The 15634-nt window shown below is 62.8% G+C and carries 16 protein-coding genes and 1 pseudogene; 7 read left to right on the forward strand and 10 right to left on the reverse strand.

Annotation, left to right across the window (positions count from 1 at the left end; all coding sequences use genetic code 11):
* The first annotated feature begins 187 nt into the window (after window positions 1-187).
* Window positions 188-2326: a DNA helicase RecQ gene (gene recQ / locus CXQ80_RS06485; RefSeq protein ID WP_101317652.1), complete on the forward strand. Its 2139-nt coding sequence runs from the start codon at window positions 188-190 to the stop codon at window positions 2324-2326.
* Window positions 2327-2474: 148 nt separating this feature from the next.
* The gene (locus CXQ80_RS06490) at window positions 2475-2912 is read left to right on the forward strand and encodes a MarR family transcriptional regulator (RefSeq protein WP_101317654.1); all 438 of its coding nucleotides are present in this window, start codon (window positions 2475-2477) and stop codon (window positions 2910-2912) included.
* Between the two features lie 46 nt (window positions 2913-2958).
* On the opposite strand, the gene CXQ80_RS06495 is transcribed toward CXQ80_RS06490, so the two are convergent.
* Entirely contained in the window at window positions 2959-5145 is a 2187-nt protein-coding gene (locus tag CXQ80_RS06495; protein WP_101317656.1) for a patatin-like phospholipase family protein, read from the reverse strand.
* Window positions 5146-5212: 67 nt separating this feature from the next.
* Here CXQ80_RS06495 and CXQ80_RS06500 point away from each other — a divergent pair, with 67 nt between their 5' ends.
* Window positions 5213-5494: a SelT/SelW/SelH family protein gene (locus CXQ80_RS06500; RefSeq protein WP_101317658.1), complete on the forward strand. Its 282-nt coding sequence runs from the start codon at window positions 5213-5215 to the stop codon at window positions 5492-5494.
* Here the strand turns inward: CXQ80_RS06500 and CXQ80_RS06505 are convergent, their stop codons facing one another.
* Together CXQ80_RS06505 and CXQ80_RS06510 are read right to left on the reverse strand one after the other, a co-directional pair.
* Entirely contained in the window at window positions 5495-6385 is an 891-nt protein-coding gene (locus tag CXQ80_RS06505) for a DMT family transporter (protein WP_101317660.1), read from the reverse strand.
* A 157-nt stretch (window positions 6386-6542) separates the two neighbouring features.
* Window positions 6543-6854 (reverse strand): DUF962 domain-containing protein, encoded by a 312-nt coding sequence (locus CXQ80_RS06510; RefSeq protein WP_101317662.1) that lies wholly within the window; start codon window positions 6852-6854, stop codon window positions 6543-6545.
* Window positions 6855-7008: 154 nt separating this feature from the next.
* Between CXQ80_RS06510 and CXQ80_RS06515 the strand changes: the two genes are divergently transcribed.
* On the forward strand, window positions 7009-8064 hold the full coding sequence (locus CXQ80_RS06515; RefSeq protein WP_101317664.1) for an AraC family transcriptional regulator: 1056 nt from the start codon (window positions 7009-7011) through the stop codon (window positions 8062-8064).
* Here CXQ80_RS06515 and CXQ80_RS06520 read toward each other — a convergent pair.
* The gene (locus CXQ80_RS06520; RefSeq protein WP_101317666.1) at window positions 8021-9475 is read right to left on the reverse strand and encodes a TrkH family potassium uptake protein; all 1455 of its coding nucleotides are present in this window, start codon (window positions 9473-9475) and stop codon (window positions 8021-8023) included. The two genes, CXQ80_RS06515 and CXQ80_RS06520, sit on opposite strands and share 44 nt — an antisense overlap.
* Window positions 9476-9623: 148 nt before the next feature.
* Between CXQ80_RS06520 and CXQ80_RS06525 the strand changes: the two genes are divergently transcribed.
* On the forward strand, window positions 9624-10178 hold the full coding sequence (locus CXQ80_RS06525; protein ID WP_101317668.1) for an NAD(P)H nitroreductase: 555 nt from the start codon (window positions 9624-9626) through the stop codon (window positions 10176-10178).
* A gap of 53 nt (window positions 10179-10231) precedes the next feature.
* Here CXQ80_RS06525 and CXQ80_RS06530 read toward each other — a convergent pair whose 3' ends face one another.
* From CXQ80_RS06530 to CXQ80_RS06550, 6 genes and pseudogenes are all read right to left on the reverse strand, one after another.
* On the reverse strand, window positions 10232-11566 hold the full coding sequence (locus tag CXQ80_RS06530) for a HAMP domain-containing sensor histidine kinase (protein ID WP_101317670.1): 1335 nt from the start codon (window positions 11564-11566) through the stop codon (window positions 10232-10234).
* Between the two features lie 66 nt (window positions 11567-11632).
* Window positions 11633-12049: a Spy/CpxP family protein refolding chaperone gene (locus CXQ80_RS06535; RefSeq protein WP_101317672.1), complete on the reverse strand. Its 417-nt coding sequence runs from the start codon at window positions 12047-12049 to the stop codon at window positions 11633-11635.
* A gap of 173 nt (window positions 12050-12222) precedes the next feature.
* Window positions 12223-12900 (reverse strand): response regulator transcription factor, encoded by a 678-nt coding sequence (locus CXQ80_RS06540; protein ID WP_101317674.1) that lies wholly within the window; start codon window positions 12898-12900, stop codon window positions 12223-12225.
* A 7-nt stretch (window positions 12901-12907) separates the two neighbouring features.
* Window positions 12908-12991 (reverse strand): annotated as a pseudogene (locus CXQ80_RS25255) (translation initiation factor 2); the annotation flags it as partial.
* Window positions 12992-13107: 116 nt separating this feature from the next.
* The gene (locus CXQ80_RS06545; RefSeq protein ID WP_101317676.1) at window positions 13108-13407 is read right to left on the reverse strand and encodes a YciI family protein; all 300 of its coding nucleotides are present in this window, start codon (window positions 13405-13407) and stop codon (window positions 13108-13110) included.
* A gap of 1 nt (window position 13408) precedes the next feature.
* Window positions 13409-14005, reverse strand: a complete 597-nt coding sequence (locus tag CXQ80_RS06550; protein ID WP_186698563.1) for a septation protein A — start codon at window positions 14003-14005, stop codon at window positions 13409-13411.
* A gap of 67 nt (window positions 14006-14072) precedes the next feature.
* Here CXQ80_RS06550 and CXQ80_RS06555 point away from each other — a divergent pair, with 67 nt between their 5' ends.
* Both CXQ80_RS06555 and CXQ80_RS06560 read left to right on the forward strand, forming a co-directional pair.
* Window positions 14073-14933: a PHP domain-containing protein gene (locus tag CXQ80_RS06555; RefSeq protein ID WP_101317681.1), complete on the forward strand. Its 861-nt coding sequence runs from the start codon at window positions 14073-14075 to the stop codon at window positions 14931-14933.
* A gap of 13 nt (window positions 14934-14946) precedes the next feature.
* A complete protein-coding gene (locus CXQ80_RS06560) occupies window positions 14947-15576 on the forward strand; it encodes an L-threonylcarbamoyladenylate synthase (RefSeq protein WP_101317683.1) in 630 nt (209 codons plus the stop codon).
* Window positions 15577-15634: the final 58 nt, after the last annotated feature.

Here is a 15634-nt window from a genome sequence, read left to right on the forward strand (position 1 = left end):
GGCAAAGGGAACGTCTGTCACCGTAGCGTCCTTTAGCACTCGTCGCTGGGGTATAATCCGCGGTTTTCAGCCGGGCACAGTGTTTGTGCGGCCCTTGGCAAAAGCTGCTTACGCATTCGCGCGTGTGCCGGACGAGTTTATCGTCCAGCCTGTGTTCGGGAATGATACGGCGATTTCGGAGTTTGCAATGCTCGAACAGGCTCAGCGCGTCCTCAAGGACATCTTCGGCTACGACAGTTTCCGGGGGCGCCAGGCAGCGATCATCGAATGTGTGGCCAATGGCGGCGATGCCTTGGTACTGATGCCTACCGGCGGCGGCAAGTCGCTGTGCTTCCAGGTCCCTGGCTTGTTGCGGCCCGGCTTGACTGTGGTGGTATCGCCACTGATCGCCTTGATGGACGACCAGGTTGCCACCCTCGACGAACTCGGCGTGGCCGCGGCAGCCCTGAATTCGACCCTGAGTCCCGAGCAGCAACGCGAGCTGGCCGGGCGCTTGCGCCGCGGCGAGGTGAAGATGCTCTACCTCGCGCCTGAGCGCTTGGTGCAACCACGCATGCTCGAGTTCCTGCAGGGCCTCGACGTATCGCTGTTCGCCATCGACGAAGCGCACTGCGTGTCGCAGTGGGGCCATGACTTCCGGCCTGAGTACCTGCAATTGGGCCAACTGGCCGAACAGTTTCCGCATGTGCCGCGCATCGCCCTGACCGCCACCGCCGACATGCGCACCCGCGAAGAGATCGTCCAGCGTCTGCACCTGCAGGGCGCCGAGCGCTTTCTGTCGAGCTTCGACCGACCGAATATCTTTTACCGCATCGTGCCCAAGGAAGCGCCGCGCAAACAGCTGATGGCGTTTCTGGGCGAGCGCCGCGGCAACGCCGGGATCGTCTACTGCCTGTCACGCAAAAAGGTTGACGAGACCGCAGCGTTTCTCTGCGAACAGGGCTTTCCTGCACTGTCCTACCATGCCGGCCTGGCCGCCGACACCCGTGCCAGCAACCAGCGCCGCTTCCTCAACGAGGAAGGCCTGATCATGGTTGCGACCATTGCATTTGGTATGGGCATCGACAAGCCCAACGTGCGCTTCGTTGCCCACCTCGACTTGCCCAAGTCGCTCGAGGCGTATTACCAGGAGACTGGTCGTGCCGGTCGTGACGGCTTGCCCGCCGACGCCTGGATGGCCTACGGCCTGCAAGATATGGTCATGCTCAAGCAGATGTTGCAGAACTCCGAAGGTGACGAGCGTCACAAACGGGTCGAGCAGCACAAACTCGACGCCATGCTGGCCCTGTGTGAAGAAACCCGCTGCCGCCGACAGTCGCTGCTGGCCTACTTCGACGAAGTCCTCGAACAGCCCTGCGGTCACTGTGACAACTGCGTCGACAAGGTGCAGACCTGGGACGCAACCGAGCCTGCACGTCAGGCCCTGTCGGCGGTGTTTCGTACCGGTCAGCGCTACGGCGTTGGTCATCTGGTCGATGTGCTGCTGGGCAAGGACAACGAGAAGATCCGCAGCTTTGGTCACGAGAAGCTCTCGGTCTACGGCGTCGGTAAGTCCCTGAGTGAACATGAGTGGCGCTCGCTGTTCCGCCAGCTGGTCGCGCGTGGCCTGGTCGATATCGACCTCGAAGGCTACGGCGGCCTGCGCCTGTCCGACAGCTGCCGGCCATTGCTGCGTGGCGAGGTCAACCTGCAGCTGCGTCGCGACCTCAAACCACAGACCAGTGCCAAGAGCTCCAGCGGTGGCAGCCCGGCCAGCCAGTTGGTGCGTGGCGAAGAGCGCGAGATGTGGGAAGCCTTGCGCACCCTGCGGCGCAAGCTGGCTGAAGAGCACAGCGTACCGCCTTACGTCATCTTCCCCGATTCGACGTTGCTGGAAATGCTCCGCAGTCAGCCTGCAAGCCTTGCCGACATGGGTCAGGTCAGTGGTGTCGGCGCGCGCAAACTGGAGCGCTATGGCCAGGCGTTTCTCGAGGTGCTCAACGGCGGCGAGAGCACGCAGGCGCCAAAGGTGGTGCTTGACCTTCGCCACGAACTGGTAAGCCTGGCGCGGGCGGGCATGACGCCGATGCAGATTGCCGGCCAGCTCAATTGCAGCGAAAAGAATGTCTACAGCCTGTTGGCCGAGGCGCTCGGCCGTCAGGAACTTAGCCTGGACCAGGCGCTGGACTTGCCCGAAGACCTGATGATGGAAGTGCAGGATGCCTTCCTTGATGGCGAAGGCGAGCTACCGCCGGTGGCGGAGATCGCAGCGCAATTCGCCCAGCGCGTGCCGGAGGGTGTGCTGTATTGCATCCGCGCTGCGCTGGCGGCAGAGTTTGAGCTGTAACCAGGCGCGATGCCGCTGAGCGCGGCATCTGGCTGATCCTTGTCATATTTTTTGATGATTATCGGACATTTCCGTGACGCCCAGCCTTGCCTGGAGCGCAAGGCCATGATTAGCTGGCTAATAATTAGTTCTATCCATCGAGTTGTTTATGCCGCTTACCGACAATCAACACCGCTTTGGCATGCAACTGGCCCAGATGTCCCGGGGCTGGCGCGCTGAACTGGATCGCCGACTGGCCGGGCTGAATCTGTCTCAGGCTCGCTGGTTGGTGCTGTTGCACCTCGCTCGCTTCGCCGAAGCTCCGACCCAGCGTGAACTGGCGCAGAGCGTGGGCGTTGAAGGCCCAACGCTGGCGCGCCTGCTCGACAGCCTGGAAACCCAGGGTCTGGTGCGCCGCCAGGCGGTGCTGGAAGATCGTCGTGCCAAAAAGATTCTGCTCTGCCCACCCGCCAAGCCGCTGATTGAGCAAATCGAAACCATCGCCAACCAGCTGCGTACCGAACTGTTCAGCGGGGTAGACGAGGCTGACCTGGATATCTGCATGCGGGTCCACGCAAAGATTCTCGGCAACCTGGAAAAATCCTGAGGCGACGCCAGGGCTGCCATGCAGAGGCAGCCCTGGCCGCGTTCAATCAGAACGTGTGGCCCAGATTGAGATATACCGCTTTCTGCTGCTCGCTGTTGGCCCCATAACTGAGGTTCAACGGCCCTAGCGGCGTCTCCAACCCTAAAAATATGCTCGCGGCGTTGATGTAGCCACTGTCGAAGTCATTGTCGTTGTTCCAGGCCCGGCCGCGTTCGAGCGAGCCGCCGATGTACAGCGGGAAGTCCAGCGGCAGGTAGGCGCGTGGCGTCAGGCGCCGGTAATAGACCATCCGCATCAGGCTGATGTTCTGCCCCGACACCGAATCCTGACGGAAGCCCGACAGCTGCCGGGCGCCACCGAGCACGAAGCTCGAAGTGACCACGTCGGCGTCGTTCAGCGTGCGTCCGTAGCGCCCGCCAAGCACCAGCGTGTCGGCGCCGCTGCTGAGTGCCTTGTCCACGTTCAGCTCCCACTGACGATAGTTGCTGTCCGAATCCAGCGACTTGTCGTAGTTGCGCAGAGTCAGGCCGATGTCTTCGCCACTGTGCGGGAAGTACACGTTGTCCAGCGTATCGAACGAGTACTTGAGCTCGTAGAAACCTTCGTTGAAGCTGACCGAGGGCAGGTCCTGATCACCAATGCGAACGTCGGCGTTGCCCCAGGCCTTGCCCACGCCTGCACGCACCTCGCCATAGGTACCGATCTGGCGGCCGAGGTTGATGCCGAAACCATAGCGTTGCAGGCGGTATTCGGCGATCGGGTCATTTTCCAGTGTCGCTTCGATGTTCTGTGAACCCAGATCCAGATACGGCGCGACGAAATATCGCGAACCGATGTCCAGCGGCTGATAGAACTCGCTGTACAGCTCTTGCTGATCGCCGATCTGCGCCCGCGTCAGCCATTCACCGCCCAGCCGATTGATGCCATTGATGCGGTAGCTGGCGCCGAGGTTGAAGGCGCTGTCGCCGCGCATGTCGTCCGACAGGTTGAGGCCCAGGCGTAGGTAGTCGGTACCGCCCCGTTTGCCGCTGGCCTTGATCACCAGGGTGTTGTCGTCGCCCTTGTGCACCACGCGGTACTGCACACCGTCAAAGTAATCCAGGCCATACAGGGTACCCATGTCGGTCTGCAGACGCTCCAGCTCCAGTGGCTCGCCAATCGGCTGGCGAACGTAGTAGCGGATCACGTCGTCGCTGACCTTCGAATCATTCTCGACCTTGATTGCGGTAATCACCGGGGTGCGCTGGCGCGGCGAGCGGGCGATGGCGAGCTGAGTATCGCCCTCAGCCTGGCGCAGTGTAGCCAGCCGGGCATCAAGAGCACGGGTGGCGCGGTAGCCGGCCTCGATCATCTCGTCGGTGCGGCCGAAGTCAGTGACGCCGAATGCCGCCAAGGGCGGCTGAATCAGGATGTCATCGCGGTGCAGGTTGGCCAGTTGCTCTTCGGAGTTTCGCCGGGTCATCAGGGTGATCGACTGGTTGAGCACATCCACTACCGTGTTCAGTTGCTTGCGGTCGCGCAACGGAGTACCGATGTCGACCACAATGGCCAGATCGACGCCCATCTCGCGGGCGACATCCAGCGGGATGTTGTCGACCATGCCGCCGTCGACCAGCAAGCGCCCATCCATCTCGACTGGGGCGAACACCGCCGGGATCGACATGCTGGCGCGGATCACCTGCGGCAGGTGGCCACGGCGGAACACCACTTTTTCGCCACTGGCGATATCGGTTGCGACGGCGCGGAAGGGGATCGGCAGTTTGTCGAAGTCGCGGGTATCAGCGGTGTGGGCCAATTTGCTTTCCAGCAGCAGGGCGAGGTTCTGACCCTGGATCACCCCCAGCGGCAGGCCCAGGCTGCCGTCGTCGCGAAAGCTCAGCTTCTGCTTGACCAGAAAATCGCGATCATCCTGCTTGCGCCGGAACGGCACGTCCTTGCGCGGTGGCGCATCGGACAGCGCCTGCTGCCAGTCAAGTGTGGTGGCGAGTTTTTCCAGCTCTTCGACGCTGTAGCCCGAGGCATACAGGCCGCCAATGACCGCCCCCATGCTGGTGCCGGCAATGGCATCGACGCGCACGCCTTGCTCTTCCAGCGCCTTGAGCACGCCGATGTGCGCCAGGCCCCTGGCTGCGCCGCCAGATAGCACCAGGCCGACCTTGGGCCGGGTGTGTTCGGCAGCTGTGATCGGCAAACAGGTAAGCAGCAGCATCAGGCACAACAGCAAGCGGTGCATCGTCCAGTCTCAAAGCAGAGGGAAAGGCCGCTAGTATAAGCGGCCAACACTCTGGAGATAGCTGATCATGTCTGCGAGCAAGCCCGAAATAGTCATCAATTATTGCACTCAGTGCCAATGGCTGCTGCGCGCCGCCTGGCTGGCGCAGGAGCTGCTCAGCACCTTTGCCGACGATCTGACCCGGGTCGCGCTGGAGCCAGGCACTGGTGGCGTGTTCCGGGTCACCTGCAACGGTGTGCAGATCTGGGAGCGCAAGGCGGATGGCGGCTTCCCCGAGGCCAAGCAGCTCAAACAGCGCGTACGCGACCAGATCGACCCGCAGCGCGACCTCGGCCACAACGATCGCTGATCAGCTGCCCTGGGTTGCAGGCTTGGCGGCGCTGGCCGGCTCGCTGGCCAGGCGGCTGGAGAGGATGATCGCCAGCACGATCAAGGCGCCGCCGGCGAGCATGGTCAGCGAAGGCCGCTCGGCGAATAACGCCCAGGCCACGGCGATGCCATAGACCGGCTCCATGCCGAACACCACGGCGGCGGTGCGCGCCTTGATCACCGCCAGCGCAGCGACGAACAGGCTGTGCGCGATGCCGGTACAGAACACCCCAAGCAGGCTGATCCAGAGCCAGTCGACAGCGCGAACGTCGGCCAGACCCGGCGCTGCGAACGGCACCAGGCACAGCGCTACCACCAGATTCTGCCAGAGCGCTGCCTGCGCCGCCGGCAAGCGCGCGCCACCCGCGCGGTTGGTCAGCGACAGCAGCGAGAACAGTAGCCCCGAAAACAATGCCCAGAGCAGGCCACTGGTGGCCTCGCTGGCCAGGTCGAAGGCGGGCGTGACGAGGATCAGGCCGATGCTCACCAGCACGACCAGCATCAGCTCGTTGCGACGGATGCGCTCGCGAAACAACAGCCCTTCAAGGATCACCGTGAACGCCGGGAAGCTGGCAAAGCCCAGGGTGGCGATGGCCACGCCGGCAACCTTGACCGCGATGAAAAAGCTCACCCAATGACCGGCCAGCAACACGCCGCCAAGCAGCAGACGGCGCACATCAGCGCCTTTGAGTGGTTGCCAGGTCTGACGCATGAACTGGGCAAACAGACCCAGCGCCAGCACGGCGAAGGCGGCACGGCCAAAAACAATGATGGCCGGGCTGGCCGAGACAGCGAGCTTGCCGAATACACCGGTCAGGCCAAACAGCAGCGCGCCGATGTGCAGAGCGCCGAGGGCGGTGCGGGGTGTCATGGGAGTCCTCTGTGCGGACCGCTGGCGATAGGTACGAGGCGTGGCGCAGCGATGGCTGATGACAGGTGCGAGCCAGTTTAAGCGCAGGCGGGGGCGCTGTCTGTGGCCAATTCGCCCATCCCGTGCCGCGCATCAGCGTGTACGCAGCCCTGGCGCCTTACAAGCTGACCTTGCCCAGCAAGACGTCACGGAACATCGCGAAGTCGCCGATCAGGCTATACCACGGATGATCGAACGTCGCCGGGCGATTCTTCTCGAAGACAAAATGCCCGATCCAGGCAAAGCCATATCCGGCAACCGGGATCAACAACAGCAACAACCATTTGCCGCTGGCAATGGTGTAGGCGAGCAGTGCTATCACCAGGCTGGTGCCGACGAAGTGCAGCCGCCGGCAGGTGGGGTTGCTGTGCTCGCCGAGGTAGAAGGGGTAGAACTCGGCAAAACTGCGAAACTGCGCTGTGCGGTCCATTATTTCGCTCCCTGAGCAACTGCTTATGGCGTGGGTACACGGCGTGGAGCCTGATTAGAGTCTAGAGTCATAGGCAAAGCGGGCCAGTGACAATAAGCGCCAATTGAGTATCCTTGGCATTCACCGCAGGAGCGGTCAGCACAAGAAGCCGGTTATGAGTGAAAGAACCACATCCGCCAGCTGGGCATCCGGCATCGTCAAGGCCCTCGAGCTGGAAGGCCTCGACTGCCAGGCCATGTTCAAGGAACTCGGCCTGGACTTCGCTGCGCTGGATGACCCGGACGCGCGCTTCCCGCAGGATTCGATGACCCGCCTGTGGCAACTGGCGGTCGAGCTGTCGGGTAACCAGGCGATCGGCTTGAACATGGCGCGGGTGGTACGCCCGGCATCGTTTCATGTGGTCGGTTATGCGTTGATGTCCAGCCGTACCCTGGCCGAGGGCTTCGAACGGCTGGTGCGCTACCAGCGGATCATCGCCGAAAGTTCGGACCTGAGCTTCCGCCTCGGGCCTGAGGGTTACTCGCTGGTGCTGACCGTGCACGGCGATCACCTGCCGCCAACCCGCCACAGTGCCGAAGCCTCGCTGGCGTGCGCGCTGGCGCTGAGCAAATGGTTGAGCGGGCGACCGATCCAGCCGCGGCGCGTGCTTATCCAAGGGCCACAGCCTGACGACATCGAGCCTTACAAGGTAGCCTTTCACTCGCCGCTGGTATTTGGCGCTGCTCACGACGCGTTGGTGTTCGAGCGGGCCGATATGGAAGCGCCATTGCCCACCGCCAATGAAGCCATGGCGGTGTTGCATGACCGCTTTGCCGGCGAATATCTGGCGCGCTTCTCGGAAAGCCGCGTCACCCACCGGGTGCGGCAGGTGTTGTGCCGGATCCTGCCCCAGGGCGAGCCCAAACGCGAAACCGTGGCGCAGGCGCTGCACATGTCTCAGCGCACCCTGCAGCGGCGTTTGCAGGAGGAGGGCACCAGTTTCCAGACGCTGCTCGACGACACCCGTCGCGAGTTGGCCGAGCAGTACCTGGCCCAATCAGGCATGACCCTGCTCGAAACCGCCTACTTGCTGGGCTTTTCCGACCCGAGCAATTTCTACCGGGCATTCCGCCGTTGGTTCGACGCCACCCCCAGCGAATACCGCTCGCGGCTGGGCGCCGAGGCGGTTAGTGACGCCAGAACGCCGGCATACATAGAACCAGCACGGTGATGATTTCCAGCCGGCCGAGCAGCATGCCGCCGGCCAAAATCCACTTGGCGGCATCCGGTAAAGTGGCGTAGTTGCCCGCTGGGCCAATCACTTCGCCCAGGCCCGGGCCTACGCCGGACACAGTGCCCGCGGCGCCGGTCAGCGCTGTCATCCAGTCCACCCCCAGCAGCGACAGCAGCAGGGCGATTACGCAGATGGTGATGGCGAAGAAGAACGAGAAAGTCAGAATCGAGCGGACGATCTCTTCATCCAGGCGATGGCCGTTGTACTTCTGCTTGATCACCGCGCGCGGGTGGATCAACTGATTGAGGCTGGCCTTGAGCAGGATGTAGGCGACCTGAAAGCGGAAGATCTTGATCCCGCCGGCCGTCGAGCCGGAGCAGCCACCGATAAAGCCCAGATAGAAAAACAGCATCAGCGAGAAGTTGCCCCACAGGCTGTAGTCGCCCAAGGCGAAACCGGTGGTGGTAACGATCGAGGTGACGTTCAGCGCGACGTGGCGCAGGGCATCCAGCCAGTGCAGTTCGGTGGTTGCCCAGTACCAGGTGCCAAGTGCCAGCCAGGTGATCACCAGCAGGCCCAGCAAGCCCTGCACCTGTTGATCCTTGAACAGCGCTCGGCGATTGCCGCGCAGCGTCGCCACATACAGCGTGAACGGCATGCTGCCGAAGATCATCACCACTACCGCAACCCAGTGCACGGCCGGGATGTCCCACTTGGCCAGCGACAGGTCCGAGGTGGAAAAACCGCCGGTGGAGATCGCCGACATGGCGTGGTTGATCGCATCGAACAGGCTCATGCCCGCCCACCAGAACGCCAGGCTACCGAGGAAGGTAATGCCGACGTACACCAGCACGATCGACTTGGCGACCATGTGCGAGCGCGGCATGACCTTCTCCGAGCGGTCCGAAGACTCGGTCTGGAACAGGCGCATGCCACCAATGCGCAGCAACGGCAAGATCGCCACCGCCATGGCGATAAAGCCGATACCACCCAGCCAGTGCAGCATCGAGCGCCACATGAGAATGCCAGGAGACATGGTGTCCAGCCCGCTCAACACCGTCGCACCGGTGGCGGTAATCCCCGACATGCTCTCGAAAAAGGCGTTGGTATAGCTGATGTGCTGAGTCAACAGGAACGGCAACGCCGCGAACACGCAGACGATCAGCCAACTGCTGACGGTGAGCAGGTACATGTCGCGTGGGCGCAGGTGCACGTGCTCGGGGCGGCCTGGGATGATCAGCGCCAGGCCGGCGATGAAGGTGATCAGGCTTGACCAGAGAAACGACGGCATGTCGCCGGTGCGTTCGAATACCAGCAGGGTGGCCATCGGCACGACCATGCTGACCGCCAGGGTGATCAGGAAGATGCCGATGATGAAACCAATGATTCTTAAGGTCGGCAACGCCATGTGATCTGCTCTGACTCGAATCGGAAAGGGCGCCATTCTACCTGTGGGGCTGGTTAAGTAAACGCCCTTGGCAGATGCAGCGGTGCTGCCATGGCAGGCGCCGATAGTGCAGAATGGCAGCACTTTTTATCTGCCAGGAGGGTAGCCGATGGAGGCTCTCGACGCATTGCTCAACCGTGTATCCGTGCCACGCCTGACCGAGCCGGCGCCCAATGCGGCGCAACGCGAGGGGTTGTTCCAGGCGGCGTTGCGTGCGCCGGACCACGGCCAGCTGCGCCCATGGCGCTTTCTGACCATCGAGGGCGAAGGCCGGGCAAAGCTTGGTGAGCTGTTTGCCGAAGCGCTGGCCAATAAAGGCGACGCCAGCCAGGCCGCACTGGACAAGGCGCGCGCCATGCCGCTGCGCGCACCGCTGCTGATCGTGGTTATCGCGCGTCTGCAGGATCACTTCAAGGTGCCCAAGTCCGAGCAGCGGCTGGCCGCCGGTTGCGCTGCCCACGGCATCCTCATCGCCGCCCATGCACAAGGTATCGGCGCTGTCTGGCGTACCGGCGACATGGCTTTCGACGCCCATGTTCATCAAGGCCTGGGGCTGGAGGCCAACGAGGAGTTGATAGGCTACCTGTACCTCGGAACGCCGCTCAACGAGCCCCGCACCGCGCCTGTGCTGGACACGGCCGACTTCGTCCGCGCCTGGGGCTGAGTCGTGCAAGGGGCGCTCTGCGCCCGCCGCTTTCGGTGTAAAGGAGCGCTCGATCAACTGCCAACGACGGCCGTGACCGGGAACTCCAGACGAGCAACGAAGCCTCCCTGGGCATGATTGCTCAGGATCAGGCTGCCACCATGCCGCTCGGCTGCACGCCGGGCTATCGCCAGACCAAGCCCATGACCGGCGGAGTCCTGTCCCGGTGCACGGAAGAACGGCTCGCCGAGTTGAGCAAGATACTCCGACGCAACCCCTGGACCATGGTCACGCACCGTTATCAGCACCCGCTGCTGCTCAAGCCTGGCGCTGATCTCGATCGGTTTGCCGCTGGGATTGAAGCGCAATGCGTTGCGCACCAGGTTATCCACGGCGCGCTCGACCAGCGTCGGCCAGCCCTGCAAAGTCAGCCCGGGCGCGGCTTCCAGGCGAATCTCCTGCTCCGGCGCACTCAGTTGCGCGTCCTTGCGCACACTGCCCAGCAGAGCGTTGACGTCGATCGGCTCAACCAACGCCTGCTCGGCATCGACTCGGGCCAGGGCAAGAATCTCGCTGATCAGGTCTTCCAGTCGGTCGCATTCGCGGGTCAAGCGCGGCCACAGGGCTTGGCGCTGCTCGGGTTGCGCGCGTTCGGCCAGCGCCAGGGCGATACGCAGGCGCGCCAGCGGTGAGCGCAGCTCGTGCGAGACGTCGCGCAGCAACTGGCGCTGGCTGCCGATCAAACTCTGCAGGCGCGCGCCCATCTTGTTGAAGTCGGTCGCCAGCACGCCGAACTCGTCACGCCGGGCCGCCAGTTGGGCCAGGCTGTTCTGCTGGTAGCTGGTCTGGCCAAGGTCATGCACGGCGCCGCGCAGGCGGCTCAGCGGGCGGGTAATCGACAGCGTCACCAACAGGCTGAACAAGGTCAGCACCACCAGGGCGATGCCGAGCGCGCTGAGTGGCCAGAGCAGGCTTTCGCGGTGCCAGGCATCCAGCTCCGGGTGCGGGATGCGGTAGATCAGCAGGTAGGTCTCGCCGCTGCTGGGGCTGGTGTATTCCTCGGTCAATCGGCGCCACGGCAAGCGCCGCTGGTCATTGTGCTGGCGCGCTTCAAAATCGGCCGCACGGCGCGGGAAGGTGCCCGGCACCACCGCATCGCCGGCGTCGTTGAGTACCTGCACATCGACCTTGTAGCGCTGCTTGCGCCGTTCCAGAAAGCGCTGGGCCGAGGCCACGCCGTCTTGTTCATAGTGCTGTGCCCAGCCGCTGGCCAGGGTATTCAGGCCTGGGTGACGGCTGAGGATCCAGTTGTCCTGGTTGAGCATATGGCCAAGCAGGATCGACAGCCCTGCGACCAGGGCGATGGCTAGCCAGAAACTGGCCAGGATGCGCCAGAACAATGAACGCAAGACGAGACCTCCACAAACGAGAAAAGCCCGGCCCGCTTCTGAGCGGGCCGGGCAGTGGGTTACAGCTTACTGAGCCTTGCCGGCTTTTTCAGCTTTCCAGGCCTGGAATTCCTTCCATTCAGCCTTGCGTGCAGCGCGTTCTTTCTGCTGCGCGTCGAACATCTTCTGTTGCTCGGGCTTGAGCAGGCCGCGGATCTCGCTGTCGGTCTTGTCGTGACGGGCCTTGAGCTCGTCCTGCATGGCTTTTTTATCGGCCGCCGGCAGTTTGTCCAGGTAGCGCTTGGTAATCTCGCGCTGGGCTTTCATGCCGTCGCCCTTGAGCTTGCCGATCTGTTGGCGTTGCTCCGGAGTCAGGTCGAGCTGGGCGTAAGGCGCATTGCCGCGGTGATGCGGGCCGTCGTGACGTGGACCGCCGTCTGGCATGGCCATGGCTACGGTTGGCAGGGCAGCGGCAAACATCAGAGCGATCAGGGTCTTGCGCATGGTGTTTCTCCTCTCATGGGCCGGTTGTTACCGGATGAGCCCAGTTTAGGGAGATCAAGGTCAGGCGCAGTCAGGTCAAGGTAAAGGCAGGGTAAAGAGGTTGCAGGGCGTTGCGGCTCTCTAGAGCGAAAGGCAAACCGCGTCGCGCGGCTTGCCTGTGTCTGCTGCTGGGCTCAGAGGCTGTAGTAATAGCCACGGCTGCGCAGGGCGACGATGCGCGGGCGGCCGTCGGGGTGGGGCCCAACTTTACGGCGCAGATTGCTCACGTGCATGTCCAGGCTGCGGTCATACAGCGTCAGTTTGCGGCCAAGGCTGATCTGGGCCAGCTCCTGTTTGTCCAGCGGCTCGCCAGGCTGGCGCAGCAGCGCCTCGAGGATGCGGCTCTCGGACAAGGTCAAGGTCATCTCGCGACCTTCGACGCTGACCACGCCACGGGCCGGGCTGAACGCAAGGTCGCCGATTTCGACCTGGCTGCTCGGCGCTGCCGGGTGGCTGCGGCGCAATACGGCGCGCAGGCGGGCGGTCAGCTCGCGGGGGTCGCAGGGTTTGGCCAGGTAATCGTCGGCACCCAGTTCCAGGCCGAGGATCCGGTCCAATGGCTCGCCGCGTGCCGAGAGCATCAGCACCGGCAGTTCGGCGTGCTCGCTGCGCAATTGCTTGAGCAGCTCAAGGCCGCTGCCATCAGGCAACATCACGTCCAGCACCACGGCCGCCGGCGCGCATTCGGCCAGGGCCTGACGCGCACTGCGGCCATCATGGCAAGCCCGCACTACAAAACCTTCCTGGGTCAGCCAGCTGCAAAGCAGCTCGCAGAGCTCTTGGTCATCATCAATCAGTAACAGCTCGCTCATGACTCACTCAATTCAACCATTGACGGCGTCTTCTGTGTCCGCCAGTGGCAAAGATACCGCAGACTACCGAGAACAGTGCAACGTCTGCGCCAATTACACAGCACATTTGTCGGTTCGGGATGTTGACTGACGGGGTATCGGCCGCTCGTCGGATTAGATGAGGCCGATGGATACCGGCCCTGCAGGCAGGGCCGGCGGTGCAGCGGATTATGGCATGACCTGCTTGAACGGCTTGACCACCACCTTCTCATACACGCCTGCAGCCACGTACGGGTCGGCATCGGCCCAGGCTTGCGCTGCAGCCAGGCTGTCGAACTCGGCGACGATCAGGCTACCGGTAAAGCCGGCAGCGCCCGGGTCATTGCTGTCGATGGCCGGGTGTGGCCCAGCCAGGACTACGCGGCCTTCGCCTTGCAGCTGCTGCAGGCGCTCGATATGCGCAGGGCGCGCGGCCAGGCGTTTGTCCAGAGAGTTGGCGACGTCGCTGGAGATGATGGCGTAGAGCATGTCAATCCTCGGTCTTGGGGGTAGTTGAGTCGCTGTCGTGCAGGTGGCGCGACAGGTAGACGCCTTGGGCGACCAGGAAGATCACGGTCATGCCGAGGCTGCCGAACACTTTGAAGTCGACCCAGAAGTCCTGGAAGGTAAAGGCCACGAACAGGTTGGCCGCACCGCAGATCAGGAAGAAGCAGATCCACGCCAGGTTCAGCCGTGCCCAGATCGCATCCGGCAGGGTCAGGGCGTGACCCATGATGCGTTTGATCAGCACCCGATCACCGATGAAGTAGCTGCCGGCAAAAGCCAGGGCAAACAACCAGTTGACCACCGGGGCTTTCCATTTAAGGAAGGTTTCGCTGTGGAAAGCCAGGGTCAGGCCGCCGAACAGCAGGCATGCGAGCAGGGTCAGCCATTGGCCTTTTTCCAGCTTGCGCTGGCGGATCAGCAGCGCGCCGTAGACCACCAGCGAGCTTGCGATCAACACCGCAGTGGCGCTGTAGATACCGCCGAATTCGAAGCTGTGACCGGCTACTTCGAGTGGGCGCGGGTCGAGCTTGTAGACGATGAAAAACAGCAGCAACGGAATGAAATCGACGAATTGTTTCACAATGGCAGCCAGAAGCGGGATGTGACGGCATAATATCAAACATCGATTCCAGCGAAAGCGCTCCTCCATGAATGTTGATCTGCACTGTCACAGCACGGCCTCCGACGGCGCCCTGGCGCCTTCGATTCTGGTCGCCCGCGCCCACGAGCACGGCGTGCAGACTTTCGCCTTGACCGATCACGACACCATCGAAGGCCTGCCCGAGGCCCGCCAGGCCTGCATTGAGCGGGGTATGCACTGGGTCAGCGGCATCGAGTTGTCGTGTACCTGGGGCGGCGCGACCATCCACATATTGGGTTACGATTTTCCTCTCGATGCGCCGCCGTTGCTGAGCGCAATCGAAGCTTTGCACCGTGGTCGCTGGCTGCGCGCCGAAGAAATCGACCGACGCCTGGCTGCCAAGGGCATGCCCAACACCCTCGAAGGTGCTCGCGCGGTGCAGCAGGAACTCGGCGACAGCGGCAATGCTCCGGCGCGGCCGCACTTTGCCGACTACCTGGTGCGTGCCGGACACGTCAAGGACCGCGGCGAAGCGTTTCGCAAATGGCTCGGTGCCGGCAAGCTGGGCGATGTGAAGCTGCATTGGCCTACACTCGAGGAAACTGTCGCGACCCTGCGTCAGTCCAACGCTTGGGTAAGCCTGGCACATCCGATGCACTACGAACTGACCCGCAGCAAGCGTAGACGGCTGATTGCCGACTATATTCAAGCAGGCGGGCAAGCACTTGAAGTGGTCAACGGCATGATGCCGGCTGAGCAGGTGGGCACCATGTCCATCCTTACCCGTGAGTTCGGCCTGCTGGCAAGCGCTGGCAGTGATTTCCACGGCCCCGGCACCTGGGGCGAGATCGGTGCCTATCGGCCATTGCCTGAGGACCTGCCACCTCTGTGGCGTCGATTCAAGCATGAGCAGCCTATGGCGGTTTGAACAGGACGATTTAGTGAGCCAATTTTTCCAGATTCATGCGGAGAACCCGCAGCCGCGCCTGATCAAACAGGCAGTGGAAATCATTCGCAAGGGTGGGGTGGTGGTCTATCCGACCGACTCCGCCTATGCCATGGGTTGCCAGATCGGCGACAAGAGCGCCATCGAGCGGGTGCGCCGTTTGCGCCAGCTCGACAAGAACCACAACTTCACCCTGCTGTGCTGCGACCTGTCGCAAATGGGCTTATTTGCCAAGATCGACACTTCCACGTTCCGCCTGCTAAAGGCGCATGTGCCGGGGCCGTATACCTTCATCCTCAATGCCACGCGCGAAGTACCGCGCTTGTTGCTGCATGAAAAACGCCGCACCATCGGCCTGCGCGTGCCGTCCAATCCGATCGTGCTGGCGTTGCTGGCCGAGCTGGGCGAGCCATTGATGAGCGTCAGCCTGATCATGCCCGGCGACGAAGAGCCGATGAATGACCCCTACGAGATTCGCCAGGCGCTGGAACATCACGTCGACCTGATCATCGACGGCGGCTTTGGCAACGTCGAAGGGTCGACGGTGATCAACCTCAGCGGCGACGAGCCTGAAGTGATCCGGGTTGGCTGTGGCGATCCGACGCCTTTCCTGGTGGATGCGTGAATCAACTGGCGCAGCCCGAGGCAGCGGCCAGCGACCTTTCAGTACCGCAGCAACTGCA

The organism is Pseudomonas sp. 02C 26 (assembly GCF_002843585.1).
Lineage (GTDB): Bacteria > Pseudomonadota > Gammaproteobacteria > Pseudomonadales > Pseudomonadaceae > Aquipseudomonas > Aquipseudomonas shirazensis.

Excerpts from the sequence above, each read along its gene's own strand:
- recQ (WP_101317652.1), top strand. The coding sequence starts at position 188 with ATGCTCGAACAGGCTCAGCGCGTCCTCAAGGACATCTTCGGCTACGAC.
- CXQ80_RS06490 (WP_101317654.1), top strand. The coding sequence starts at position 2,475 with ATGCCGCTTACCGACAATCAACACCGCTTTGGCATGCAACTGGCCCAG.
- CXQ80_RS06495 (WP_101317656.1), bottom strand. The coding sequence starts at position 5,145 with ATGCACCGCTTGCTGTTGTGCCTGATGCTGCTGCTTACCTGTTTGCCG.
- CXQ80_RS06500 (WP_101317658.1), top strand. The coding sequence starts at position 5,213 with ATGTCTGCGAGCAAGCCCGAAATAGTCATCAATTATTGCACTCAGTGC.
- CXQ80_RS06505 (WP_101317660.1), bottom strand. The coding sequence starts at position 6,385 with ATGACACCCCGCACCGCCCTCGGCGCTCTGCACATCGGCGCGCTGCTG.
- CXQ80_RS06510 (WP_101317662.1), bottom strand. The coding sequence starts at position 6,854 with ATGGACCGCACAGCGCAGTTTCGCAGTTTTGCCGAGTTCTACCCCTTC.
- CXQ80_RS06515 (WP_101317664.1), top strand. The coding sequence starts at position 7,009 with ATGAGTGAAAGAACCACATCCGCCAGCTGGGCATCCGGCATCGTCAAG.
- CXQ80_RS06520 (WP_101317666.1), bottom strand. The coding sequence starts at position 9,475 with ATGGCGTTGCCGACCTTAAGAATCATTGGTTTCATCATCGGCATCTTC.
- CXQ80_RS06525 (WP_101317668.1), top strand. The coding sequence starts at position 9,624 with ATGGAGGCTCTCGACGCATTGCTCAACCGTGTATCCGTGCCACGCCTG.
- CXQ80_RS06535 (WP_101317672.1), bottom strand. The coding sequence starts at position 12,049 with ATGCGCAAGACCCTGATCGCTCTGATGTTTGCCGCTGCCCTGCCAACC.
- CXQ80_RS06540 (WP_101317674.1), bottom strand. The coding sequence starts at position 12,900 with ATGAGCGAGCTGTTACTGATTGATGATGACCAAGAGCTCTGCGAGCTG.
- CXQ80_RS06545 (WP_101317676.1), bottom strand. The coding sequence starts at position 13,407 with ATGCTCTACGCCATCATCTCCAGCGACGTCGCCAACTCTCTGGACAAA.
- CXQ80_RS06555 (WP_101317681.1), top strand. The coding sequence starts at position 14,073 with ATGAATGTTGATCTGCACTGTCACAGCACGGCCTCCGACGGCGCCCTG.